A 25388-nucleotide genomic window follows, 5' to 3' on the forward strand; every position below is an offset into this window, starting at 1 on the left:
TTAGTTCTCCTCAACCCGAACCAGGTAATCTACCCGATTAGCCATGCCGCGAATGGAAGGAGTATCTTCCACAACAACGGATTGGCCGATTTTACGAAGACCCAAACCCTTCACACAAAGCTTGTGCTTGGGCTGACAGCCGATGGGGCTGCGGATCAGAGTTACTTTGATCGTTTTTGCGTTCGCCATGACTTCAACCCAGAATCTCTTCGACGGATTTACCGCGCTTGGCTGCAATATCTTCAGGCGCTTGAGTGGCCTGAAGACCCTTGATGGTGGAACGTACCACGTTCACCGGGTTGGTAGACCCGTAACACTTAGACAGTACGTTCTGAACACCTGCGACTTCGAGTACCGCACGCATCGCACCACCGGCGATGATACCTGTACCCTCAGAAGCGGGCTGCATGTACACCTTGGAGCCACCATGCTGGGCTTTCACTGCGTACTGCAGGGTAGTACCGTCGAGCGGCACATCTACCATGTTCTTGCGTGCAGCTTCCATTGCCTTCTGGATAGCGACCGGCACTTCGCGTGCCTTGCCGCGGCCGAAGCCAACGCGTCCTTTACCATCACCAACAACGCTCAGTGCGGTGAACGCGAAAACGCGACCACCCTTGACCACTTTGGCGACGCGATTCACCTGAACCAGCTTCTCCTGGAGCTCAGGCGCCTTCTGATCGTTAACGCTCATCTTCTCCACCTCTTAGAATTGCAAGCCAGCTTCACGGGCTGCATCGGCCAAAGCCTGTACGCGTCCGTGGTAACGGTAACCGGAGCGGTCAAATGCTACCTGCTCCACACCTGCCGCCTTGGCACGCTCAGCAATCAGCTGACCAACCTTTTTGGCGGCGTCCACGTTACCGGTTGCACCCTGGCGCAATTCCTTATCCAACGTGGAGGCAGTAGCAATCACTTGGCTGCCATCTGCTGTCGTAACCTGGGCGTACATATGACGCGGGGTGCGGTGAACGCACAAGCGTGTCGTACCCAGTTCACGGATCTTCATGCGCACTTTGCGTGCGCGACGCAATCTTTCGTTATTCGCGCTCATAGTCCCGCCTTATTTCTTCTTGGCTTCTTTGCGTCTTACCTGCTCATCCGCATACCGTACACCTTTGCCCTTATAAGGCTCGGGCGGACGGAACGCGCGGATTTCCGCAGCGACGTGGCCAACCTGTTGCTTGTCGATACCGCGGATAACAACTTCCGTATTGGACGGAGTTTCAGCAGTAATCCCCTCGGGCAGCTCATACTCTACCGGGTGAGAAAAACCCAGTGTCAGATTGAGCTTCTTACCTTGCGCCTGGGCCCGGTAACCTACGCCGATCAGCTGGAGCTTACGCTCGAAGCCTGCGGATACGCCGGTCACCATATTGCCGACCAGCGCGCGGGTTGTGCCAGCAAGAGCGCGGGACTGTTGGGCACCATCACGGGCAGCAAAACGAAGAAGATTCTCTTCTTGCTTTACTTCCACCGCCTGGTGAATTGAAAACTCTAGCGCTCCTTTGGAGCCCTTTACACTAATTTCCTGTCCGTTCAGCTTAACCTCAACACCGGAAGGCAGCACGACAGGATTATTGGCAACCCTGGACATGTGATTCTCCTAGAATACGGTGCAGATGACTTCGCCACCCACGCCAGCAGCTCGTGCGGCGCGGTCTGTCATTACGCCCTTAGACGTAGAGACAATCGCGACTCCCAAACCACCGGATACCTTCGGCAGTTCCCCGGTGCCTTTGTACTGTCGCAGACTTGGGCGACTAACCCGCTTAATCTGCTCAATAACTGGCTTGCCACCGAAATACTTAAGAGCGATCGTCAGCTCAGGCTTTACGTCGGCTGAAACGGAAAAATCTCCAACATAACCTTCATCCTTTAGGACTTGAGCTACTGAGACCTTCATCTTTGAAGACGGCATCGTAACGTCTGCTTTCGATGCCATCTGGGCGTTGCGTATACGGGTTACCATATCCGCAAGCGTGTCTTGCATACTCATTGGTATGAGGCTCCTGATCTTTTTAGTTGTGCAGCGGCTTGCCGCACCGCTTACCAACAGGCACCTGACCTAAGTCAGGTTACCTATCTTACCAGCTTGCTTTAGTCAGACCCGGAACGTCACCGCGCATGCCGTATTCACGGAGCTTAATCCGTGAAAGCTCGAACTTGCGAAGAACGCCATGGGGACGACCAGTCACCTGGCAACGATTACGAAGACGCGAAGGAGACGCATCGCGAGGAAGCTGCTGTAGCTTCATCTGCGCATCCCAACGGTCATCATCGCTGGTATTTGGGTTTTTGATAATCGCCTTGAGCTCAGCGCGCTTCGCTGCGAATTTCGCAACGGTTTGCTCGCGCTTTAACTCACGGTTTTTCATGGAAACCTTAGCCATTACTCTCGTTCCTTTATTTCTTGAACGGAAAACCGAAAGCTTTTAACAGCTCACGACCTTCATCGTCGGTATCGGCACTGGTGGTAATGGTGATATCTAGACCGCGGATCTTGTCGACTTTATCGTACTCGATCTCAGGAAAGATGATCTGCTCACGCACACCCATGCTGTAGTTACCGCGCCCATCAAAGGACTTGGGATTCAGACCACGGAAGTCACGAATACGGGGAACCGCAATGTGAACCAGGCGATCAAAGAAATCCCACATACGCTCACCGCGCAGGGTAACTTTACACCCAATCGGCCAACCTTCACGGATCTTAAAGCCCGCAACAGATTTACGTGCCGTAGTAACAACCACTTTTTGACCTGCCAGGCGCTCTAAATCTGCCACAGCATTTTCAATCAGCTTTTTGTCACCAACCGCCTCACCGACACCCATGTTCAGGGTAATCTTCTCGATACGCGGAACCTGCATAATGTTCTTGTAGCTGAACTCTTTCTGCAGGGCGGGTACCACTTCCTTGCTGTACTGCTCTTTCATGTTAAGCATCGTAACCACCACCGCTTACTGGTTATCGACAGCTTCGTTCGTAGCTCTGAAGATCCGCGTCTTCGTCCCGTCTTCCTTAACCTGGAAGCCAACACGATCGGCTTTGCCGGTCTGCGGATTAAAAACAGCTACGTTGGAAGCCTGGATAGGTGCTTCTTTTTCGACGATGCCACCTGGGGTGCCCAGCATCGGGTTCGGCTTTGTGTGCTTCTTCATCATATTGATGCCAGAAACAATCACACGGCCGTCGTCCTGAACTTTCAGAACTTTACCACGTTTGCCTTTGTCTTTCCCCGTAGTGACGATTACTTCGTCATCTCGTTTAATCTTTTTCATAACCGGCCTCTGGTCCTTTAAAGTACTTCGGGTGCCAGTGAGATAATTTTCATGAACTTTTCATTTCGCAGTTCACGGGTAACCGGTCCGAAGATCCGAGTACCAATTGGTGCGTCCTGAGCGTTCAGAAGTACAGCCGCGTTGCCGTCGAAACGGATCAGCGACCCATCGGGACGGCGTACACCTTTGCGGGTGCGCACTACTACAGCCTTCAAGACCTGGCCTTTTTTCACTTTACCGCGGGGGATGGCTTCCTTAACGGTCACCTTAATAACATCCCCTACGCTGGCGTAACGCCGGTGTGAACCGCCCAGGACCTTAATGCACATCACCTGACGCGCACCGCTGTTATCCGCGACTTCAAGCATTGTCTGAGTCTGAATCATGGTTGTTCTCCGGGCGATTTACACCTTGGATGCATGTTCAGTGACTTCCACCAGGGCCCAACTCTTGGTCTTAGAGACCGGACGGGTTTCCTGAATGGTCACAGTGTCACCGATGTTGCACTGATTGCTCTCATCGTGAGCGTGAATCTTGGTTGAACGCTTCATGTACTTACCGTACAGAGGATGCTTTACCTGACGCTCGACCAACACCACGATGGATTTCTCCATTTTGTTGCTCACGACCTTGCCGCTCAGAGTTCTGGCAGTTTGGGTAGCTTCGGTCATGTCACTGTCCTGCCTTTTCGTTCAATACTGTTTTCACGCGAGCAATATCACGCTTCACCCCTGGGAGGAGATGAGACTGATTCAGCTGACCCGTCGCTTTACGCATGCGCAGGTTGAACTGCTCCTTTAGGAGACCGATCAGCTCTTGCTTCAGCTCCTCGGCTGACTTTGCACGCAGCTCTGTTGCTTTCATCACATCACCGTCCTCGTTACAAAGGTGGTCTGTACCGGCAATTTGGCAGCAGCCAGAGTGAAAGCTTCACGCGCGATATCTTCAGCAACGCCTTCCATCTCGTAGAGCATACGGCCCGGCTGAATTTCAGCCACCCAATACTCGACAGAACCTTTACCTTTACCCATACGAACTTCCAGGGGCTTGCCAGTAATCGGCTTGTCCGGGAAGACGCGAATCCAGATCTTACCACCCCGCTTGATCTTACGAGTCATGGTACGACGTGCGGCTTCAATCTGACGAGCAGTTATACGCCCGCGACTGGTCGCCTTCAATCCGTATTCACCGAAGCTCACCTTGTTAGCGCGGTGAGCAAGACCGGTGTTACGGCCCTTCATTACCTTGCGAAATTTGGTGCGTTTTGGTTGCAGCATAAGAGTGCCCCTTTACTTAGAACCTTTTTTCCCAGAGGCTTTCTTGTCAGCACGGACTTGTTCCATACCACCAAGAATCTCACCTTTGAAGATCCATACCTTGACGCCGATTACGCCGTAAGTGGTGTGCGCTTCGTAGGTTGCGTAATCAATATCTGCACGCAGTGTGTGCAGCGGAACACGACCTTCGCGATACCACTCGGAACGGGCAATTTCAGCTCCCCCGAGACGACCGCCAACCTGAATCTTAATACCCTTGGCTCCCTGACGCATTGCGTTCTGTACCGCGCGCTTCATAGCACGACGAAACATCACACGACGCTCCAGCTGACCGGCAACGTTTTGTGCTACCAGGCGGGCATCCAAATCCGGCTTGCGGACTTCTTCAATGTTGATGTGGACGGGCACGCCCATCATTGCGCCGACTTCACGACGCAGACGATCAACATCTTCACCCTTTTTACCGATAACTATACCGGGGCGGGCAGTATGAATCGTGATACGGGCGTTCTGAGCAGGGCGCTCGATCACAATCTTGCTGACAGACGCTTTTACAAGACGCTTGTCTAGGAATTCGCGCACCTGAATATCATTCAACAGGTTCTTCGCGTATTCCTTTTTATCGGCATACCATACTGAGTTGTGCTCTTTGATCACACCCAGGCGAAAGCCGATCGGATTTACTTTATGACCCATCTGAGCATCTCCTACTTGTCGGCGACCTTGACGGTGATATGACAGGTGCGCTTCATGATTCTATCAGCGCGCCCCTTGGCTCGAGCTTTGATCCGCTTGAGCGTCGGGCCTTCATCCACCATCACAGTGGAAACCCGCAGTTCGTCAACGTCCAGACCTTCGTTGTGCTCAGCGTTAGCGATGGCAGATTCAAGAGCTTTCTTGATAATCCCCGCCGCCTTCTTCGGGCTGAAAGTCAGAATGTTCAGGGCGTCCTCAACAGCCTTGCCGCGGACCTGGTCGGCGACAAGACGTGCTTTCTGAGCTGAGAGGCGAGCGCCCTTATACTTGGCTGCTACTTCCATTTCTATTCCCCTCACAATCAGCGTTTAGCTTTCTTGTCGGCCGAATGGCCACGATAAGTACGCGTTGCCGCGAACTCACCCAGTTTATGCCCGACCATATCTTCGGTGACATAAACCGGCACGTGCTGCCTGCCGTTGTGGACTGCAATGGTCAAGCCTACGAACTCTGGAAAGATCGTTGAGCGACGCGACCAGGTTTTGATCGGTCGCTTGTCATTTATTTCCAGAGCTGCCTCGACCTTCTTCAACAGATGCAGGTCTATAAAAGGACCTTTCTTTAAAGAACGTGGCACAGCATTTACCTCTATGTAGTCGTTTACTTGGCTGAACGACGACGTACTATCATTTTGTCAGTACGCTTGTTCTTACGAGTCTTATGCCCTTTGGTCGGAACACCCCACGGAGTAACCGGGTGACGTCCGCCAGAGGTACGCCCTTCACCACCACCATGCGGGTGGTCAACTGGGTTCATAGCAACACCACGTACTGTTGGACGCTTGCCACGCCAACGTGATGCACCCGCTTTGCCAAGCCGCTTGAGACTGTGCTCACTGTTGGATACTTCACCCAACGTAGCACGGCAATCTACAAGCACCTTACGCATTTCACCTGAACGCAGGCGGATAGTCGCATAAGCGCCTTCCCGAGCAACCAGCTGTACGGATGCGCCCGCAGAGCGAGCCAGCTGAGCACCTTTGCCAGGCTTGAGCTCAACGCAATGAACCACAGAACCTACTGGGATATTCCGCAGCGGCAACGTGCTTCCCACCTTAATAGGCGCGTCGATTCCTGAGCGCACAGGCTGACCAATCTGCAGGCCTTTGGGAGCGATAATGTAACGACGCTCGCCATCGGCGTACTTGATCAGCGCAATATGCGCAGAGCGGTTAGGATCGTATTCAATGCGCTCAATTGTCGCAGGAATACCATCTTTGGTCCGCTTAAAGTCAATAATACGGTAGTGCTGTTTATGACCACCACCAACATGACGGGTAGTAATCCGGCCAGCGTTATTACGGCCACCCGACTTACTTTGTGATTCGACCAACGGTTCGTAAGGGCGCCCTTTGTGCAAATCCGGGTTGTAAAGCTTTACAACGTGACGGCGTCCGGCAGATGTTGGTTTGGTTTTGACGATCGGCATATTACGACCCCTTTACCTTATTCCACATCCAGAAAATCGATGTCCTGACCTTCAGCCAGCTTTACATAAGCCTTACGAATGTCATTACGCTTGCCGAACCCGCGGGCAGTGCGCTTAAGCTTGCCCTTACGATTCAGAACCTGAACACCTTCTACGGTGACGTTGAACAACTGCTCAACAGCCTTCCTGATTTCCGGCTTGGTGGCGTCCGGGGCGACCCGAAAAACGACCTGACCATGCTCGGCAACCATAGAGGCTTTCTCCGATACGTGAGGCCCAAGAAGGACCTTATAAATACGTTCCTGATTCATCCCAGCATCTCCTCGATCTTCTTCAGAGCGGGAACAGTCACCACGATCTTCTCAAAGCCAACCAGGCTAACTGGATCCAGACCTGCAACATCACGCACATCGACGTGAGGCACGTTGCGAGAAGCCAGATGCAGGTTCTGCTCGAGGCTTTCTGTCAAGATCAGGGCATTGGAAACACCCAAATCTGCCAGCTTAGAAGTAAAAGCTTTGGTCTTTGGTGCATCGATCGTGAAATCGTCAACCAGAACCAAGCGCTCTTGACGAACCAACTCAGAGAAAATAGAGCACATTGCTGCGCGGTACATTTTACGGTTAACCTTTTGCTCAAAGCCGCGAGGCTTAGCAGCAAAGGTCACACCACCGGCGCGCCAGATTGGGCTACGAATGGTACCGGCACGTGCACGACCTGTACCCTTCTGACGCCAAGGCTTCTTACCGCCACCCCGAACTTCTGAACGAGTCTTCTGAGCCTTGGTGCCTTGGCGGCCGGCTGCCATATAAGCAGTAACCACCTGGTGAACCAGCGACTCGTTAAAATCTTTGGCAAATGCAGCATCGGAAACAGAAATTCCTTTGCCACTACCTGTAATAGTCAATTCCATCGAACCGCTCCTCAGGCTTTAAGTGCAGGCTTGATGACAACATCACTGCCAGTCGCGCCAGGTACGGCACCACTAATCAGCAGGAGGTTGCGCTCGGCGTCGACACGGACAACTTTCAGGTTCTGCACTGTTACCTGCGCATTACCCATTTGGCCCGCCATCTTTTTGCCCTTGAATACCTTGCCCGGAGTCTGGTTCTGACCAATAGAACCCGGAGCACGATGCGATAGGGAGTTACCATGCGTTGCATCTTGCATGGAGAAGTTCCAGCGCTTTACGCCACCCTGGAAACCTTTACCCTTGGACTGACCGGTAGCATCAACAGCCTGACCATCTTCAAAAACAGTCGCAGCAATCTCGCCGCCTGCGGCTAGATCTTCACCTTCGCCATCAGCCAGACGAAACTCCCAAACCCCCCGGCCAGCTTCTACACCAGCCTTGGCAAAATGACCTGCCTCGCCCTTAGTAACACGTGACGCGCGACGCGCACCCACAGTCACCTGAACAGCGCGATAGCCATCATTCTCAAGAGTCTTGAGTTGAGTAATGCGGTTAGGTTCAACCTCAATTACTGTGACAGGCAACGCCTGCCCATCTTCCGTAAAAATACGGGTCATACCAGCCTTACGGCCGACAACACCAATTGCCATGTTTCACCTCTAAGTGTACGGGGCTCTCACCCTCTATGGCCTTAGGACAGTTACACAGACTAATACCGGGCGGTATTAACCGAGGCTAATCTGAACGTCTACACCTGCAGCCAGGTCTAGCTTCATCAAAGCATCTACTGTCTTTTCGGTTGGCTCAACAATGTCGAGCAAACGCTTATGAGTACGAATTTCATACTGGTCGCGCGCGTCTTTATTGACGTGCGGAGAAACCAGAATAGTGTACTTTTCCTTCCGCGTCGGCAGAGGGATAGGCCCACGCACCTGAGCGCCGGTCCGCTTAGCGGTATCGACGATCTCCTGCGTGGACTGGTCGATCAGGCGATAATCAAACGCCTTCAACCGGATTCGAATCTTTTGGCTTTGCATGATGCACCAAACTCCACTCGTAGCAGCTACTAACTAGTTAGCCGACCTTCAAAAAAAGGAGCCGCATTGTATGCATAATACTCAACCCTGTCAACAAACATAGTTTTGACAGGGTTGAGTGAAGCGGTTGCGACCGAAACGGAAAAAGGGGCTGATCAAATCAGCCCCTCCTCCTGATGCAACGAGTGTATTACTCGATGATCTTTGCAACTACGCCGGCACCAACGGTACGGCCGCCTTCGCGAATCGCGAAGCGCAGGCCATCTTCCATGGCGATCGGAGCAATCAACGTCACATCCATCTTCACGTTGTCACCCGGCATAACCATTTCCACGCCTTCCGGCAGTTCACAGGAACCAGTTACGTCGGTTGTACGGAAGTAGAACTGTGGACGATAACCCTTAAAGAACGGAGTATGACGACCACCTTCGTCCTTGCTCAGGATATACACTTCGCACTCAAACTTGGTGTGCGGCTTGATGCTGCCTGGCTTACATAGAACCTGGCCACGCTCAACGTCGTCACGCTTAGTACCACGCAGCAGTACGCCTACGTTCTCGCCCGCACGACCTTCGTCGAGAAGCTTACGGAACATCTCAACACCGGTGCAGACTGTCTTAACGGTATCTTTGATACCAACAATCTCAACTTCCTCACCAACCTTGACGATACCGCGCTCAACACGACCAGTCACAACCGTACCGCGACCAGAAATAGAGAACACATCCTCAATCGGCAACAGGAACGGCTGATCAATCGCACGCTCTGGCTCAGGAATGTAATCGTCCAGGGCTTCTACCAGCTTCTTAACAGCGGTAGTACCCATTTCATTGTCGTCTTTACCTTGCAGCGCCATCAGGGCTGAACCGGTAACGATCGGAGTGTCGTCACCCGGGAAGTCGTACGCGCTCAACAGCTCGCGAACTTCCATCTCGACCAGCTCTAGCAGCTCTTCATCATCGACCATGTCCGCCTTGTTCAGGAACACAACGATGTAAGGAACGCCAACCTGACGTGACAGCAGGATGTGCTCGCGAGTCTGCGGCATAGGACCGTCAGCGGCGGAGCAAACCAGAATCGCACCGTCCATCTGCGCCGCACCAGTGATCATGTTTTTAACATAGTCAGCGTGGCCTGGGCAGTCTACGTGTGCGTAGTGACGAGCCGGGGAATCATACTCAACGTGGGAGGTCGCGATGGTAATACCACGCGCACGCTCTTCCGGTGCGTTATCGATCTGATCGAATGCACTCGCAGAACCCGTACCCCAAACTTCGTGACACACACGAGTCAAGGCAGCGGTCAGAGTCGTCTTACCATGGTCAACGTGACCAATAGTGCCCACGTTCAGGTGCGGCTTATTACGTTCGAATTTTGATTTAGACACAGTTACACCTCTTCCTGTTACTTAAGTCCTGGGTATCAACCCTTCTTAATGATTGCTTCGGCAATGTTGTTTGGCGCTTCCGCATAACGCGAAAATTCCATAGCGTAGGACGCGCGGCCCTGGGTCGCCGACCGAACATCAGTCGCATACCCAAACATCTCAGACAACGGAACTTCAGCACGCACAGTTTTGCCGGCTGGGCCGTCTTCCATACCCTGAATCAGGCCACGACGGCGGTTCAAGTCGCCAACCACATCACCCATATAATCTTCAGGCGTTACAACCTCAACCTTCATCATAGGCTCAAGCAGAGCCGGGTTCGCTTCCAAGGCGCCCTTCTTCATCGCCATGGAACCCGCGATTTTGAACGCCATTTCGTTGGAGTCCACATCGTGGAAAGAACCATCGTACAAGGTTGCCTTGATACCCAGCAGCGGATAGCCGGCCAGACAGCCGTTCTGCATCTGCTCCGAGATACCCTGCTGAACCGCTGGAATGTATTCCTTAGGAACAGCACCGCCGACAATTTCGTTTACAAAGATGAAGTTCTCACCATCTTCAACATCCAGCGGCAGCGGATCAATCCTGACCTTTACGTGACCATACTGACCACGACCACCAGACTGACGAACAAACTTGCCTTCGACATCTACTGACTTACGAATACACTCACGATACGCAACCTGCGGCTTACCGATATTCGCCTCAACCTTGAACTCGCGACGCATACGGTCAACAAGAATATCCAGGTGAAGCTCACCCATGCCAGAAATAATGGTCTGGCCTGTTTCCTCATCAGTACGCACACGGAAGGATGGATCTTCCTGAGCCAACTTGCCCAGGGCCACACCCATCTTTTCCTGATCCGCCTTGGAATTAGGCTCAACCGCAACCGAAATAACCGGCTCAGGGAATTCCATACGCTCAAGGATGATCTTGTGGTTTTCGTCACACAGGGTGTCACCTGTGGTGACGTTCTTCAGGCCGATCGCCGCAGCAATGTCACCCGCAAGAACTTCCTTAATCTCTTCCCGATCATTGGCATGCATCTGAACCATACGGCCCACACGCTCTTTCTTGCCTTTTACCGAGTTGAAAACTGCGTTGCCTGACTCCAGCGTACCCGAGTAAACCCGGAAGAACGTCAAAGAACCCACAAACGGATCCGTAGCGATCTTAAACGCCAGCGCCGCAAACGGAGCCTTGTCATCAACTGGACGCGTCTCTTCGGTGCCATCTTCATCAACTTCACCGCGGATCGCTTTTACTTCGTCCGGAGCCGGCAAGTATTCGATGACAGCATCCAGCACCGCCTGAACGCCCTTGTTCTTGAAGGCTGAGCCGCAGCAAGCAAGAACGATTTCGTTAGCGATGGTACGCGTACGAAGACCTTTCTTAATTTCTTCCAGAGTCAGCTCACCTTCTTCAAGGTACTTCTCCATATACTCTTCGCTGGCTTCGGCGGCAGCCTCAACCAGAAGCTCACGATACTTGGCAACCTCATCGGTCATGTCTTCCGGAATATCACCCAACTCGTAGGTCATACCCTGATCATCACCGTTCCAGTAAATCGCCTTCATTCGAAGCAAATCTACAACGCCATTGAAATTCTCTTCAGACCCAATTGGCAGCTGCAGCGGAACCGGAGTAGCGCCCAAGCGCTTTTTGATCTGCTCAACCACACGCAAGAAATCAGCACCGGCGCGATCCATCTTGTTGACGAACACCATGCGCGGAACTTCATACTTGTTGGCCTGGCGCCAGACAGTCTCTGACTGCGGCTCAACACCTGAGGACCCGCAGAAAACAACCACAGCGCCATCAAGAACCCGCAGCGAACGCTCAACTTCAATAGTGAAGTCAACGTGGCCCGGGGTATCAATAACGTTGATACGATGCTCATCGAACTGCTTGTCCATACCCTGCCAGAACGTGGTGACAGCAGCAGAAGTAATGGTAATACCTCGCTCCTGCTCCTGGGCCATCCAGTCAGTAGTAGACGCGCCATCATGGGTTTCACCCATCTTATGGCTACGACCGGTGTAATAAAGAATACGCTCGGTCGTTGTGGTTTTGCCCGCATCAACGTGCGCACAGATACCAATGTTTCTGTAACGTTTAATCGGAGTTTTGCGTGCCACTGTATAAACCTCGGCTGATTAGAAACGGAAGTGAGAGAACGCCTTGTTGGCTTCTGCCATGCGGTGTACGTCTTCACGCTTCTTAACAGCTGAACCCTTGCTGTCAGCGGCGTCAAGAATCTCACCGGCCAAACGCTGCGCCATAGATTTCTCGCCGCGCTTCCGTGAAAATTCTACGAGCCAGCGCATAGCCAGCGCGTTCTGACGGGAAGGCCGTACTTCTACAGGCACCTGGTAAGTAGCACCACCCACACGACGGGACTTAACCTCAACCATCGGCTGGATGTTCTCCAGGGCCTTTTCGAACATGTCGATCGGCTCTTCTTTGGACTTCTCGGCAACGATTGTCAGAGCACCGTATACGATACGCTCTGCAACTGCTTTCTTACCGCTTTCCATCACGTGGTTGATGAACTTGGCAAGACGTGCACTGCCGAATTTCGGATCCGGGATAATCTCCCGTTTAGCTGCAACTCTTCTTCTAGGCATCGATAAGCCCTTATTTAATTAAAAGGTCTTCAGGAACCCCTGAGATAGCCAAAAGCTACTCAGCCTTACTCTTACCGTTCTGACAAGCAACGATAAAAGACACCCGCGTGGGATATCAGGACTTGGGACGTTTTGTACCGTACTTGGAGCGACCCTGCTTACGGTTCTGCACACCTTGGGTGTCCAGTGTTCCGCGAACAGTGTGATAACGCACACCCGGAAGGTCTTTTACGCGACCGCCACGGATAAGCACAACACTGTGCTCCTGAAGGTTGTGACCTTCACCACCAATGTAAGAGGAAACCTCGAAGCCGTTAGTCAGACGAACACGGCACACTTTACGTAGTGCTGAGTTCGGCTTCTTCGGCGTTGTGGTATACACACGAGTGCACACACCACGGCGCTGAGGACATGCCTGAAGAGCAGGAACATCGCTCTTGGCTACCTTGCGCTTACGAGGCTTACGCACCAACTGATTAATCGTTGCCATGTAAGCAAACTCCAAAAAACCAAATCAATGAAACTTACCCCCAATAAAGGGGGTAAAATTAAGGGTCGCAAGTTTAAGCCTGCGCCCCCGGACAGTCAAGACGACTGTTCTCTTTTTAACCACCTCCGCATAAGTAACTACACGGAGACGGCACGCAGAATTCAACCTCCGCGGTTGAGTTCTGCGCTCAGAGCTTCTTCAACGTCGGCAGCTGTAACGCCCTGCTCTTCCAGTTCGCGCTTGCGTCGACGCTCGGCGTGATAAGCCAACCCGGTTCCCGCAGGAATCAGTCGACCAACCACTACGTTCTCTTTCAGGCCGCGCAAATAATCGCGCTTTCCGGTGACCGCACCTTCGGTGAGTACACGGGTTGTTTCCTGGAACGAAGCCGCAGAAATGAACGACTCAGTTGCCAAAGAAGCCTTTGTGATACCCAACAGCAGACGCTCGAACCTTGCAGGCTCTTTGTCTTCCGCAATGACTCTTTCGTTTTCTTCGAGCAGTCGGGTAATCTCCAACTGATCTCCCGAAAGCAGAGCCGTATCACCCGGATCCGTTATTTCGATCTTCCGTAGCATCTGGCGAACGATGACCTCAATGTGCTTGTCGTTTATGACAACACCCTGCAGGCGGTATACGTCCTGGATTTCATTGGTGATGTAATTCGCCAACGCAACCACACCCAGCAAGCGCAAGATATCATGCGGATTGGATGGGCCATCCGAAATCACCTCACCCTTCTCAACGGTCTCGCCTTCAAACACGTTCATCTGGCGATGCTTCGGAATCAGAACCTCATAAGGGTCTGCGTCTTTCGGCGTAAGCACCAGGCGCTTCTTACCTTTGGTTTCCTTGCCGAACGACACCATTCCGCTGATCTCAGCAAGAATCGAGGACTCTTTCGGACGACGGGCTTCGAACAAGTCGGCAACCCGCGGCAAACCACCGGTGATATCACGTGTTTTAGAGCTCGCCTGAGGAATACGGGCAACCACATCACCCAACTCAATACGCGCGCCGTTGGCCATAGTGACCAGGGCATTTGCCGGCATGAAGAAGATCGCCGCGCCACCACCTGGCAAGTCAACGTCTTCACCTGACTCATCAATCATCTGGATGGCCGGGCGAATGTCTTTACCCGCCGCCGGGCGCTCCTTAGGATCGATGACCTCCATGGTGGACAGGCCAGTGAGCTCATCGGTCTGGGTACGTACGGTAATACCCTGATCCATATTGACGAACTTGGCTGTACCTTCGGCTTCCGCAATGATTGGGTGAGTGTGCGGATCCCATTTAGCAACCACAACGCCCGCCTCAACCTCGTCACCGTCTTTCACTGACAACACGGCGCCGTATGGCAGCTTGTACAACTCACGCTCACGCCCTTGATCATCGGCCACAGCCAACGCAGAAGAGCGAGAAATAACAACCAAGGAACCATTCGTCTTTTCGAGCGACTTCAGGTTATGCAGGCGAACCCTGCCGCCATGCTTGACCTGAATGCTATCTACCGCTGAAGCCCGGCTTGCCGCACCACCAATGTGGAACGTCCGCATGGTGAGCTGAGTACCCGGCTCACCAATAGACTGAGCAGCGATAACACCCACTGCCTCGCCAACGTTAACGCGATGACCACGAGCCAGGTCGCGACCGTAGCACTTGGAGCAGATACCGTGACGAGTCTCACAGGTGATCGCAGAGCGAACCCATATTTCGTCTACGCCAGCGCCTTCGATTGTCTCAATCGTCTTCTCATCCAGCAGCGTACCAGCAGGAACAACAGCATTGTCCTTATCGGTTGGCGTAAATGCGTCCCGAGCCGTTACACGACCAAGCACACGAGCCCCCAGAGGCACAACTACGTCACCGCCTTCAATGTGCGGTGTCATAAGCAGGCCGACTTCGGTGCCGCAATCTTCCTCGGTAACCACCAGATCCTGTGATACGTCAACCAAGCGACGAGTCAGGTAACCAGAGTTGGCAGTCTTCAGTGCGGTATCCGCCAGACCCTTACGGGCACCGTGAGTCGAGATAAAGTACTGAAGTACGTTCAAGCCTTCACGGAAGTTGGCGGTAATTGGCGTTTCGATGATCGAGCCATCTGGCTTAGCCATCAGACCACGCATACCAGCCAGCTGACGAATCTGCGCAGCAGAGCCTCGAGCACCGGAATCGGCCATCATGTATACGGAGTTGAACGACTCCTGCATCAGGTCTTCGCCATCTTCGCCTTTGACGGGCTTGCCGTCGGCACCGATGACCTTTTCCTTCGCCAGGCGCTCCATCATGGCCTTGGAGACCTTGTCGTTGGCGCGCGACCAGATATCGATTACCTTGTTGTACTTCTCGCCTTGAGTCAGCAGACCCGACGCGTACTGGGACTCGATATCTTTAACTTCTTGCGAAGCCGCATCCACCAGTTCGTATTTCTCTGGGGGAATCTCGAAATCGTTGAAGCCAATAGAAATACCGGAAACCGTCGCATACTGGTAGCCCGTGTACATGAGCTGATCCGCGAAAATAACCGTTTCTTTCAACCCCGCATCCCGGTAGCAGGTATTGATCAGGTTCGAGATCGCCTTTTTGACCATAGGCTTGTTAACCAAGTCATAGGAAAGCCCATCCGGAACAATATCAAACAGCAGCGCACGACCAACCGTGGTGTCCACGATCTTATATTCTTCAGTGCGCTCGCCGCTTTCAAGAATGGCAACTTCCTTCACGCGAACCTTAACGATGGCCTGAAGATCAACCTGACCGGCACCGTATGCGCGGTGGGCTTCTTTTACATCGGCAAACACCATGCCTTCACCAAGCGCACTTTTGCGCTCGCGAGTCATGTAATACAGACCAAGTACGACATCCTGTGAAGGCACGATGATTGGCTCACCGTTTGCCGGAGACAGAATGTTGTTGGTAGACATCATCAACGCACGAGCTTCAAGCTGGGCTTCCAGGGTCAGCGGTACGTGTACTGCCATCTGGTCACCATCGAAGTCGGCGTTATAGGCCGCACACACTAGTGGGTGCAACTGAATTGCCTTACCTTCAATCAGTACCGGCTCAAACGCTTGAATGCCCAAACGGTGCAGAGTCGGTGCGCGGTTAAGCATGATCGGGTGCTGACGAATAACCTCATCCAGAATATCCCAAACAACGCCTTCTTCACGCTCAACCATTTTCTTGGCCGCTTTGATGGTCGTAGCCAGGCCACGATGCTCAAGCTTGGAGAAAATAAACGGCTTGAAAAGTTCAAGTGCCATTTTCTTAGGCAAACCACACTGGTGCAGGCGCAGATAAGGCCCTACAACAATTACGGAACGGCCGGAATAGTCGACTCGCTTACCTAGCAGGTTCTGACGGAAACGACCCTGCTTACCCTTGATCATGTCTGCCAAGGACTTTAGTGGGCGCTTGTTAGTGCCAGTAATGGCACGGCCGCGACGACCGTTATCCAGCAGAGCGTCTACTGCTTCCTGCAGCATGCGCTTTTCGTTACGCACGATGATGTCCGGAGCATTCAGTTCAAGCAGACGCTTGAGACGGTTATTCCGGTTGATTACTCGGCGATACAGATCGTTGAGATCCGACGTCGCGAACCGGCCGCCATCCAGCGGTACCAACGGACGCAGATCTGGCGGCAGAACCGGTAGCACGGTCATGACCATGTCGCCCGGCTTGTTGCCGGAATACAGGAAGGCCTCAAGTATTTTCAGGCGCTTGCTGAACTTCTTGATCTTGGTCTCGGAATTGGTCTGAGGAATTTCTTCCCGCAGCAGGTCAACCTGCTCCTGCAGATCAATACCTTCGAGCAGTTCCTTGACGGCCTCAGCACCCATACGGGCATCAAATTCATCGCCAAACTCTTCCAGAGCTTCGTAGTACTGCTCATCGTTCAGCAGTTGGCCGCGCTCAAGCGTGGTCATACCAGGATCGATCACAATGAACGATTCGAAATAGAGTACGCGCTCGATATCACGCAGCGTCATGTCCAGCATCAAACCGATGCGAGACGGCAATGATTTCAGGAACCAAATATGAGCGACCGGACTGGCCAGCTCAATATGCCCCATACGCTCACGACGAACGCTTGCCAGTGCAACCTCAACACCACACTTTTCGCAGATAACTCCGCGATGCTTGAGGCGCTTGTACTTGCCGCACAGACACTCGTAGTCTTTGATTGGGCCGAAAATTTTGGCACAGAAAAGACCGTCACGCTCAGGCTTGAACGTACGGTAGTTGATGGTCTCAGGCTTCTTAACTTCACCAAAGGACCAGGAACGGATCATCTCCGGCGATGCCAAGCCTATACGGATGGCATCAAATTCCTTACTTTGGTTCTGGCTCTTGAGAAGATTCAGCAAATCTTTCATCAGTAAAAGCTCCGGATGGCGTTAATCTCGGGCGGGCACACCAGGTGCCCGCTCACGCTGCCAAAAACAATTCGGCTCACTCAGATTCCAGCTCGATGTCGATACCCAGCGAACGGATCTCCTTGACAAGAACGTTGAAGGATTCCGGCATGCCGGGCTCCATACGATGATCACCATCGACAATGTTCTTGTACATCTTAGTCCGACCGTTGACGTCGTCAGACTTAACGGTGAGCATTTCTTGCAGCGTATACGCTGCGCCGTAAGCCTCTAGGGCCCACACTTCCATCTCACCGAAGCGCTGACCACCGAACTGCGCCTTACCACCCAGCGGCTGCTGAGTAACGAGGCTGTACGAACCGGTGGAACGGGCGTGCATCTTGTCATCGATCAAGTGGTTGAGCTTGAGGATATACATATACCCTACAGTCACCGGGCGATCGAAGCGGTCACCTGTGCGTCCATCGTACAACATGGTCTGACCCGTTGTGCTCAGGCCTGCAAGCTCAAGCATGTGCTTGACCTCAGCTTCCTCAGCACCATCAAACACTGGCGTGGCCATGGGAACACCGCCGCGCAAGTTGTGGGACATCTCAAGGATCTCCTTGTCACTCAGAGAATCCAAGTCCACTTTAAACACTTCATCAGAGTGGTTGTAGATCTCATCAAGCAACTTACGCAGCTCGGCAACCTTGCGCTGCTCATCCAGCATTTTGCCGATGCGTTCCCCCAGGCCTTTGGCGGCTGCACCCAAGTGGGTCTCAAGCACCTGACCTACGTTCATCCGTGAAGGAACACCCAACGGGTTCAGAACGATATCAACAGTATTACCGAACTCATCGTACGGCATATCTTCGATAGGCTTGACTGCTGAGATAACACCCTTGTTACCGTGACGACCCGCCATCTTGTCACCAGGCTGGATACGACGCTTGATCGCCAAGTAAACCTTGACGATTTTCAGAACACCTGGCGCAAGATCATCACCCTGCTGAAGCTTGCCTTTCTTATCATCAAAGCGTGCTTCGTGTTCTTTCTTGCGCTCCTCAAGCCCCTGCTCGGACTTCTCCAGCAGCTCATTGAGACTTTCGTCCTGCATGCGCAGCTTGAACCAATCGGAACGCGGCAGCTCTACCAAGTACCCTTCATCGAGGCTGGCGCCTTTTTTCAGGCTCGGGCCACTGATCACTGACTGACCTTTCAGGGCGCTCAACAGTCGCTCGAAGGTTGCGCCTTCAACGATGCGATACTCGTCCTTCAAGTCTTTGCGATACTGGTTCAGCTGCTCTTTCTCAATGGCTTGAGCTCGCTGATCCTTCTCGATACCGTCGCGAGTAAAGACCTGTACATCGATTACGGTACCGCGGGTGCCTGTTGGCACACGGGAGGAGGTGTCTTTTACATCAGACGCCTTCTCACCAAAGATAGCTCTCAGTAGCTTTTCCTCCGGGGTCAGCTGGGTTTCACCCTTGGGTGTTACCTTGCCTACCAGAATGTCGCCAGCGCCAACTTCAGCACCTATGTAAACAATGCCTGACTCATCTAGCTTGGCCAGCGCACTTTCGCCAACGTTCGGAATGTCCGCGGTGATCTCTTCGCTGCCCAATTTGGTATCACGAGCCACACAGGTCAATTCCTGAATGTGGATGGTGGTCAGACGGTCTTCCTGAACCACTTTCTCGGAAATGAGGATGGAATCCTCAAAGTTGTAACCGTTCCAAGGCATGAATGCGATGCGCATGTTCTGCCCCAGAGCCAGCTCACCGAGATCTACAGAAGGCCCGTCTGCGAGCACATCACCGCGGGCAATCGCATCCCCCTGTCGAACAATGGAGCGCTGATTAATACAGGTGTTCTGGTTCGAACGGGTGTACTTGGTAAGGTTGTAGATATCCACACCAGCATCACCAGCCTCGGTTTCCTCATGATTAACACGAACAACCACACGAGCCGCATCAACGCTTTCAATCACACCACCACGACGGGCCGTCACACAGACGCCGGAATCCTGGGCAACCGTACGCTCAACACCCGTACCAACCAGTGGTACCTGGGAGCGCAATGTCGGAACTGCCTGACGCTGCATGTTCGCGCCCATCAGGGCTCGGTTAGCATCATCGTGTTCAAGGAACGGAATCAGTGAGGCTGCAACAGATACAACCTGACGCGGCGATACATCCATGAAGTTGACGGCTTCAGGAGGCATGACCGTGGTTTCGTTCTGATGACGTACCGTTACCAGCTCGTCCATCAGGCGCTTGCCTTCGTCCACGGCAGCACTGGCCTGAGCGATAACGTAATTGCTTTCTTCGATAGCAGAGAGATAAACCAGCTCATCAGTTACCAGGCCATCGACAACTTTTCGGTACGGACTCTCAAGAAAGCCGTAAGAGTTGGCACGGGCATAGGTAGCCAGCGAGTTTATAAGACCAATGTTCGGGCCTTCTGGTGTCTCAATCGGGCACACACGACCATAGTGCGTCGGGTGAACGTCACGAACTTCAAAACCGGCACGCTCACGAGTCAAACCACCTGGCCCAAGGGCCGAAATGCGACGCTTGTGAGTCACTTCAGACAGCGGGTTGTTCTGGTCCATAAACTGGGACAACTGACTGGAACCAAAGAACTCCTTAACCGCAGCTGCAACCGGCTTGGCATTGATCAGATCCTGAGGCATCAAGCCTTCACTTTCTGCCAGACTCAAACGTTCACGCACGGCACGCTCTACACGAACCAGGCCGACGCGGAACTGGTTCTCCGCCATTTCGCCTACGCAACGCACACGACGGTTACCCAGGTTATCGATATCATCTACATTGCCCTGTCCGTTACGGATATCGATCAGGGTTTTGAGAACATCGATTATGTCTTCGTGAGTCAGCGTGCCTTCACCGGTACTCTCTTCCCGGCGCAGACGACGGTTGAGCTTCATCCGACCGACAGCCGACAGATCGTATCGCTCCTCAGAGAAGAACAAGTTGTTAAACAGGTTCTCTGCCGAATCCTTAGTGGGCGGCTCTCCAGGGCGCATCATGCGGTAAATTTCAACCAGCGCCTCTAACGGACTACGGGTCGGGTCGATACGCAGTGTATCGGACATAAACGGACCGCAATCCAAGTCGTTGGTATAAAGCGTCTCGATGTCTGTTACGCCAGCATCCAGAATCTTGGCAACAACCTCATCGCTCAGCTCAGTATTGCACTCAACGAGAACTTCACCGCTGGCCTGGTCCACCATATCTTTGGCAAGAACGCGCCCGTACAGATATTCAGTGGGGACCTCAAGCTCGTCGATGCCTGCTTTTTCTAGCTGCTTGATGTGACGAGCGGTAATCCGACGCCCTTCTTCAACGATCAGCTTTCCGTCGTTGTCTTTGATATCAAACGTCGCGATATCACCACGAAGGCGGCTTGGTACCAGCTCAAGCTTGCAATGCTCCGCAGCCAGAGTGAACTTGCTCGTATCAAAGAACATTTCCAGCATTTGCTCGGAGGTATATCCCAGCGCACGCAGAAGGATGGAAGCAGGCAGTTTACGCCTGCGATCGATACGAACGAAGACAGAGTCCTTCGCATCGAACTCGAAATCGAGCCACGAACCACGGTAAGGAATCACCCGAGCTGAATACAGCAGCTTGCCAGACGAATGGGTCTTACCTTTGTCATGATCAAAAAACACACCGGGAGAGCGGTGTAACTGGGAAACAATAACACGCTCGGTACCGTTGATAACGAAGGTACCATTCTCAGTCATCAGGGGCATTTCGCCCATGTAGACTTCTTGTTCCTTGATGTCCTTGATCGCCTTGTTGGACGACTCCCTATCGTAAATGATAAGGCGGACTTTAACTCTCAGCGGCGCCGCGTATGTTACGCCCCTAAGCTGGCATTCCTTGACATCAAATACGGGCTCACCGATACGGTAGCTCACATACTCGAGTGCAGCATTGCCAGAGTAGCTGGCAATCGGAAATACGGATTTGAATGCTGCGTGAAGACCGGTTTCCCGACGATCTCCAGGGGCGGCTTCCATTTGCAGGAAGTCCCGGAATGAATCCAGCTGAATAGACAGCAAATAGGGGACATCCATCACGGAAGGCAATTTACTAAAATCTTTGCGGATCCGCTTTTTTTCAGTGTAGGAGTAAGTCATCTGCATTCCCCAGCTTTAGACCTGATACCTGGTATCAAGAAGCAACCAATGTTTTGCTTCGGGGCCGAATTGCTCGGCTTATCGCGCCGTCTTGAACAAAGATTCTGGTAACCGATTGCAGATCTAAAACCAACCTGCGCGTGCTCACCAGACTCTATAGCATATACAACAGAAAAAGGCCGGTGGCACAAAGCCACCAGCCTATCTACGCTCGACGCGCAGTTTCGATCAACAGCCGACTCTTACTTAAGCTCAACAGAAGCGCCTGCTTCCTCAAGCTTCTTCTTAGCTTCTTCTGCGTCGTCTTTGCTCGCTGCTTCCTTAATAGTGGAAGGCGCGCCGTCAACCAGTTCTTTAGCTTCTTTCAGACCAAGACCGGTCAGTTCACGAACAGCCTTGATTACGTTTACTTTCTTCTCGCCGTGACCGGTAAGAATAATGTCAAATTCGGTCTGCTCTTCTACAGCAGCGGCTTCGCCGGCAGCTGCAGGTGCAGCAGCAACGGCTGCAGCGGCAGATACGCCGAACTTCTCTTCCATTGCTTCAACAAGCGCTACAACGTCCATTACGCTCATTTCTGCAATTGCGTTCAAAATGTCTTCGTTAGACAGAGCCATGACTTTCTCCCAAAATGGTAAAAATGGTGTTCAACAGAATCAAGCAGCTTCTTGCTTCTGGTCGCGAACTGCCGCTACAGCGCGGGTCACTTTCGAAGGAACTTCGTTCAGTGTCCGTGCCAGCTTGGTGATTGGTGCCTGTGTTACTGCTGCCAGCATCGTCAACGCTTCGTGACGTGTTGGCAACTTGGCAAGACGATCGATCTGGTCTGCGCCCATCAGCTCACCGCCGACAGCCAGGCCTTTAATCTCGAACACCTCTTTCTCTTTCGCAAAATCCTTCAGCAGGCGCGCGGCCGCTCCCGGATCTTCCATAGAGAATGCCAAAATAGTCGGGCCGACCAGGGCCTCATCGATGCACTCAAACTCGGTACCACGAATAGCGATCTTCGCAAGATTGTTACGAACAACCTTGAGATGAACATTCTCAGCACGAGCTTTGGCACGCAGAGCCGTCATGTCACCAGAGGTGACGCCACGGTAGTCAGCCAGAACCACAGACAGAGCACCACCGGCAGTCTCGTTGACTTCAGCGACGATCGCTTTCTTGTCTTCGAGTCTAATTGCCACTGGATTTCTCCTCGATTTCGCCGGGGGTATTCCCGGCAAACCCATCATTGCCCTGAAAGCCACTTGCAAATCGGCTTCCTTCGGGCGCCTTAACGGTGTTTGGGTTCAGAGAGAACGTCTTCACACCGTCTGCGCAGGCGTTGCTTTAACCCTTCCAGTCAAAAGACTTCAGGGGCCTGCGGTCTTTGACAGTCTTGGCTTCCGCCTAGACTACAAAGCAACTACCGCTCAAAACGTCAGACTTCAAGACCGCTTTGATCGATAGTCAGGCCAGGACCCATAGTCGAGGAAACGGTGATCTTTTTGAGATACACGCCTTTCGCCGACGATGGCTTGGCCTTTTTCAGGTCTGCTACCAGAGCCTCAAGGTTTTCCTTGATGTTCTGGGCAGAGAATTCAACATTCCCCAAAGGAGAGTGGATAATACCGTTCTTGTCGGTACGGTAGCGCACCTGCCCTGCTTTTGCGTTTTTGACCGCAGTCTCAACGTCAGGTGTAACGGTACCCACTTTCGGGTTTGGCATCAGGCCGCGAGGGCCAAGGATCTGACCTAGCTGACCAACAACACGCATGGCATCCGGAGTGGCAATAACCACATCGAAATCCATGTTGCCTTTCTTAACCTCTTCAGCGAGGTCATCCATGCCAACAATATCTGCACCGGCCGCTGTTGCTTTTTCAGCGTTTGCACCCTGCGTGAACACCGCAACACGAACAGTTTTACCTGTACCGTGCGGCAACACAGTGCTGCTACGAACAACCTGGTCGGATTTACGCGCATCAACACCAAGGTTGATTGCAACGTCTAAAGATTCTTTGAACTTTACGCCCTGCCCCAGCTCGACCAGCAGTGTTACTGCTTCATCAACAGAGTAGGAACGGCCAGACTCAACTTTTTCACGAATCAGTTTCTGACGCTTGCTCAACTTCGACATGTTACACGCCCTCCACGGTTAGGCCCATGCTGCGGGCAGTTCCCGCAATGGTACGAACCGCTGCTTCCATATCGGCTGCAGTCAGATCCGGCTCTTTGGTCTTGGCGATTTCTTCAAGCTGCTCGCGAGTCACCTTACCAACCTTGTCGGTATTCGGACGACCAGAACCACTCTTAACACCGGCAGCCTTTTTAAGAAGAACAGGCGCAGGCGGAGTTTTAGTGATAAAGGTAAAGCTGCGATCACTGTACACAGTGATAACGGTAGGAATCGGCAGCCCGGCTTCCATATCTTGGGTCTGGGCGTTGAATGCCTTACAGAACTCCATGATATTAACGCCGCGCTGACCCAAAGCAGGGCCAACGGGGGGGCTTGGATTGGCCTTACCGGCAGCAACCTGAAGCTTAATATATGCTTCTATCTTTTTAGCCATGATAGTACTCCTGTGGGTTCAAGCGCCTTTCAGCTCCCCGTTGCAGACACAAAAAGCCCGCAGCACCTGAGTGCGCGAGCCTTCCGGTTAAATGCTACTGATCAGTCCTTCTCGACCTGACCAAACTCCAGCTCTACCGGAGTTGAGCGACCGAAAATCAGAACAGCAACCTTGACACGACTCTTGTCGTAGTCAACTTCTTCTACTACGCCATTGAAATCCGCAAAAGGGCCCTCAATAACGCGAACAACTTCACCAGGCTCAAACAGTGTTTTGGGCTTAGGCTTATCAACACCACTCTCAACGCGGCGCAAGATAGCTTCTGCCTCGCGCTCAGTAATCGGTGCTGGCTTATCTTTCGTGCCACCAATAAAGCCGAGCACTCGCGGCGTATTTTTCACGAGATGCCAAGTGCCGTCATCCATTTCCATTTGAACGAGAACATATCCGGGATAGAACTTGCGCTCACTCTTGCGCTTCTTCCCGTCTCGCATCTCCACAACTTCCTCGGTAGGAACCAGTATTTCGCCGAACTGATCCTCCATACCTTCAAGCGCAATGCGCTCTGCGAGAGTGCGCATTACGTGCTTTTCGTAGCCAGAATATGCGTGAACCACGTACCAGCGCTTAGCCATTGCCCACTCCTGTTAACCGATAAACCCGGCGACCAGCAAACTGATGATCGAATCCATGCCCCACAACAGCAAGGACACAACCAGCACAAAAACCACAACGATAATCGTGGTTTGAACCAGTTCTGGCCTAGTGGGCCATACGACCTTCCGGATCTCAACGCGCGCTTCTTTCAGCAACGTCGCAAAACGCCGCCCACGCCCGGTCTGCAGTGCAACAAACGCTGCCACAATAGCGAGACCAACAAGAGCCAGAACCCGATACAGCAAAGATTCGGCGCCAAAATACTGATTACCAACTACACCAGCGGCAACCAGCACAAACACAACCAGCCACTTCACTAGGTCGAAACGACTGTTTGACTGAACGGCTTTTGACTCCATGGGAATCAACTTATGTATCCGGATGTTAAAAAAATGGCAGGCCAGGAGGGAATCGAACCCCCAACCTGCGGTTTTGGAGACCGCTGCT

33 protein-coding genes are annotated in these 25388 nt (G+C 52.8%); all 33 read right to left on the reverse strand.

Annotated features, from left to right (window positions below; translation table 11 throughout):
* The 33 genes from rpmD to secE all read right to left on the reverse strand — a co-directional run bounded on the left by rpmD (window position 1) and on the right by secE (window position 25300).
* Complete coding sequence (rpmD, locus tag ACTH3S_RS00380) at window positions 1-189, reverse strand: 50S ribosomal protein L30 (protein ID WP_441807037.1); 189 nt, start codon at window positions 187-189, stop codon at window positions 1-3.
* Window positions 190-193: 4 nt separating this feature from the next.
* Window positions 194-694: a 30S ribosomal protein S5 gene (gene rpsE / locus ACTH3S_RS00385; protein WP_100641176.1), complete on the reverse strand. Its 501-nt coding sequence runs from the start codon at window positions 692-694 to the stop codon at window positions 194-196.
* 12 nt (window positions 695-706) lie between these two features.
* On the reverse strand, window positions 707-1054 hold the full coding sequence (gene rplR / locus ACTH3S_RS00390) for a 50S ribosomal protein L18 (protein ID WP_096278067.1): 348 nt from the start codon (window positions 1052-1054) through the stop codon (window positions 707-709).
* A gap of 9 nt (window positions 1055-1063) precedes the next feature.
* A complete protein-coding gene (gene rplF / locus ACTH3S_RS00395) occupies window positions 1064-1597 on the reverse strand; it encodes a 50S ribosomal protein L6 (protein WP_441807038.1) in 534 nt (177 codons plus the stop codon).
* 9 nt (window positions 1598-1606) lie between these two features.
* On the reverse strand, window positions 1607-1999 hold the full coding sequence (gene rpsH / locus ACTH3S_RS00400) for a 30S ribosomal protein S8 (protein ID WP_441807039.1): 393 nt from the start codon (window positions 1997-1999) through the stop codon (window positions 1607-1609).
* Between the two features lie 88 nt (window positions 2000-2087).
* Window positions 2088-2393 carry a 30S ribosomal protein S14 gene (gene rpsN / locus ACTH3S_RS00405; protein WP_041341451.1) on the reverse strand — a complete coding sequence of 102 codons (306 nt, stop codon included), beginning with the start codon at window positions 2391-2393 and terminating at the stop codon, window positions 2088-2090.
* Window positions 2394-2406: 13 nt separating this feature from the next.
* Window positions 2407-2946, reverse strand: a complete 540-nt coding sequence (gene rplE / locus ACTH3S_RS00410; RefSeq protein WP_441807040.1) for a 50S ribosomal protein L5 — start codon at window positions 2944-2946, stop codon at window positions 2407-2409.
* Window positions 2947-2961: 15 nt separating this feature from the next.
* Window positions 2962-3282, reverse strand: a complete 321-nt coding sequence (gene rplX, locus ACTH3S_RS00415) for a 50S ribosomal protein L24 (protein ID WP_441807041.1) — start codon at window positions 3280-3282, stop codon at window positions 2962-2964.
* A gap of 17 nt (window positions 3283-3299) precedes the next feature.
* Window positions 3300-3668, reverse strand: a complete 369-nt coding sequence (gene rplN, locus ACTH3S_RS00420; RefSeq protein ID WP_304102043.1) for a 50S ribosomal protein L14 — start codon at window positions 3666-3668, stop codon at window positions 3300-3302.
* An 18-nt stretch (window positions 3669-3686) separates the two neighbouring features.
* Window positions 3687-3953 (reverse strand): 30S ribosomal protein S17, encoded by a 267-nt coding sequence (gene rpsQ / locus ACTH3S_RS00425; protein WP_071267344.1) that lies wholly within the window; start codon window positions 3951-3953, stop codon window positions 3687-3689.
* 1 nt (window position 3954) lies between these two features.
* A complete protein-coding gene (rpmC, locus tag ACTH3S_RS00430) occupies window positions 3955-4146 on the reverse strand; it encodes a 50S ribosomal protein L29 (RefSeq protein WP_441807060.1) in 192 nt (63 codons plus the stop codon).
* Entirely contained in the window at window positions 4146-4559 is a 414-nt protein-coding gene (gene rplP / locus ACTH3S_RS00435) for a 50S ribosomal protein L16 (protein ID WP_071267348.1), read from the reverse strand. Before rplP ends, rpmC begins: the two co-directional genes overlap by 1 nt.
* Window positions 4560-4571: 12 nt before the next feature.
* The gene (gene rpsC, locus ACTH3S_RS00440) at window positions 4572-5255 is read right to left on the reverse strand and encodes a 30S ribosomal protein S3 (protein ID WP_441807042.1); all 684 of its coding nucleotides are present in this window, start codon (window positions 5253-5255) and stop codon (window positions 4572-4574) included.
* A gap of 11 nt (window positions 5256-5266) precedes the next feature.
* A complete protein-coding gene (gene rplV / locus ACTH3S_RS00445; RefSeq protein WP_441807043.1) occupies window positions 5267-5599 on the reverse strand; it encodes a 50S ribosomal protein L22 in 333 nt (110 codons plus the stop codon).
* A 17-nt stretch (window positions 5600-5616) separates the two neighbouring features.
* A complete protein-coding gene (gene rpsS, locus ACTH3S_RS00450; RefSeq protein WP_441807044.1) occupies window positions 5617-5892 on the reverse strand; it encodes a 30S ribosomal protein S19 in 276 nt (91 codons plus the stop codon).
* Window positions 5893-5915: 23 nt separating this feature from the next.
* On the reverse strand, window positions 5916-6743 hold the full coding sequence (rplB, locus tag ACTH3S_RS00455; RefSeq protein ID WP_441807045.1) for a 50S ribosomal protein L2: 828 nt from the start codon (window positions 6741-6743) through the stop codon (window positions 5916-5918).
* A 17-nt stretch (window positions 6744-6760) separates the two neighbouring features.
* Window positions 6761-7054 (reverse strand): 50S ribosomal protein L23, encoded by a 294-nt coding sequence (gene rplW, locus ACTH3S_RS00460; protein WP_200204925.1) that lies wholly within the window; start codon window positions 7052-7054, stop codon window positions 6761-6763.
* Complete coding sequence (rplD, locus tag ACTH3S_RS00465; RefSeq protein ID WP_441807046.1) at window positions 7051-7656, reverse strand: 50S ribosomal protein L4; 606 nt, start codon at window positions 7654-7656, stop codon at window positions 7051-7053. The genes rplW and rplD overlap by 4 nt, the downstream gene beginning before the upstream one ends.
* A gap of 11 nt (window positions 7657-7667) precedes the next feature.
* Complete coding sequence (gene rplC, locus ACTH3S_RS00470; protein WP_441807047.1) at window positions 7668-8306, reverse strand: 50S ribosomal protein L3; 639 nt, start codon at window positions 8304-8306, stop codon at window positions 7668-7670.
* A gap of 75 nt (window positions 8307-8381) precedes the next feature.
* A complete protein-coding gene (gene rpsJ, locus ACTH3S_RS00475) occupies window positions 8382-8693 on the reverse strand; it encodes a 30S ribosomal protein S10 (protein ID WP_041341420.1) in 312 nt (103 codons plus the stop codon).
* A 190-nt stretch (window positions 8694-8883) separates the two neighbouring features.
* Window positions 8884-10080 (reverse strand): elongation factor Tu, encoded by a 1197-nt coding sequence (tuf, locus tag ACTH3S_RS00480; protein WP_441807048.1) that lies wholly within the window; start codon window positions 10078-10080, stop codon window positions 8884-8886.
* Window positions 10081-10115: 35 nt separating this feature from the next.
* Window positions 10116-12221 carry an elongation factor G gene (fusA, locus tag ACTH3S_RS00485; RefSeq protein ID WP_441807049.1) on the reverse strand — a complete coding sequence of 702 codons (2106 nt, stop codon included), beginning with the start codon at window positions 12219-12221 and terminating at the stop codon, window positions 10116-10118.
* 18 nt (window positions 12222-12239) lie between these two features.
* A complete protein-coding gene (rpsG, locus tag ACTH3S_RS00490; protein ID WP_441807050.1) occupies window positions 12240-12710 on the reverse strand; it encodes a 30S ribosomal protein S7 in 471 nt (156 codons plus the stop codon).
* A gap of 115 nt (window positions 12711-12825) precedes the next feature.
* The gene (gene rpsL, locus ACTH3S_RS00495; protein WP_018405045.1) at window positions 12826-13200 is read right to left on the reverse strand and encodes a 30S ribosomal protein S12; all 375 of its coding nucleotides are present in this window, start codon (window positions 13198-13200) and stop codon (window positions 12826-12828) included.
* 161 nt (window positions 13201-13361) lie between these two features.
* The gene (gene rpoC / locus ACTH3S_RS00500; RefSeq protein ID WP_441807051.1) at window positions 13362-17576 is read right to left on the reverse strand and encodes a DNA-directed RNA polymerase subunit beta'; all 4215 of its coding nucleotides are present in this window, start codon (window positions 17574-17576) and stop codon (window positions 13362-13364) included.
* A gap of 76 nt (window positions 17577-17652) precedes the next feature.
* Window positions 17653-21729, reverse strand: coding sequence for a DNA-directed RNA polymerase subunit beta (gene rpoB, locus ACTH3S_RS00505; RefSeq protein WP_441807052.1), 4077 nt, complete (start codon window positions 21727-21729; stop codon window positions 17653-17655).
* A 242-nt stretch (window positions 21730-21971) separates the two neighbouring features.
* Window positions 21972-22346: a 50S ribosomal protein L7/L12 gene (rplL, locus tag ACTH3S_RS00510; protein WP_441807053.1), complete on the reverse strand. Its 375-nt coding sequence runs from the start codon at window positions 22344-22346 to the stop codon at window positions 21972-21974.
* Window positions 22347-22385: 39 nt separating this feature from the next.
* Window positions 22386-22916 (reverse strand): 50S ribosomal protein L10, encoded by a 531-nt coding sequence (gene rplJ, locus ACTH3S_RS00515; RefSeq protein WP_441807054.1) that lies wholly within the window; start codon window positions 22914-22916, stop codon window positions 22386-22388.
* Window positions 22906-23040: a hypothetical protein gene (locus ACTH3S_RS00520; protein WP_441807055.1), complete on the reverse strand. Its 135-nt coding sequence runs from the start codon at window positions 23038-23040 to the stop codon at window positions 22906-22908. Before ACTH3S_RS00520 ends, rplJ begins: the two co-directional genes overlap by 11 nt.
* 112 nt (window positions 23041-23152) lie before the next feature.
* On the reverse strand, window positions 23153-23851 hold the full coding sequence (rplA, locus tag ACTH3S_RS00525; protein ID WP_441807056.1) for a 50S ribosomal protein L1: 699 nt from the start codon (window positions 23849-23851) through the stop codon (window positions 23153-23155).
* Between the two features lies 1 nt (window position 23852).
* Window positions 23853-24284: a 50S ribosomal protein L11 gene (rplK, locus tag ACTH3S_RS00530; protein ID WP_441807057.1), complete on the reverse strand. Its 432-nt coding sequence runs from the start codon at window positions 24282-24284 to the stop codon at window positions 23853-23855.
* 101 nt (window positions 24285-24385) lie between these two features.
* Window positions 24386-24919 carry a transcription termination/antitermination protein NusG gene (nusG, locus tag ACTH3S_RS00535; protein WP_441807058.1) on the reverse strand — a complete coding sequence of 178 codons (534 nt, stop codon included), beginning with the start codon at window positions 24917-24919 and terminating at the stop codon, window positions 24386-24388.
* Between the two features lie 12 nt (window positions 24920-24931).
* Complete coding sequence (secE, locus tag ACTH3S_RS00540; RefSeq protein WP_441807061.1) at window positions 24932-25300, reverse strand: preprotein translocase subunit SecE; 369 nt, start codon at window positions 25298-25300, stop codon at window positions 24932-24934.
* Window positions 25301-25388 lie beyond the last annotated feature (88 nt).

The organism is Marinobacter sp. (assembly GCF_052094685.1).
GTDB lineage: Bacteria > Pseudomonadota > Gammaproteobacteria > Pseudomonadales > Oleiphilaceae > Marinobacter.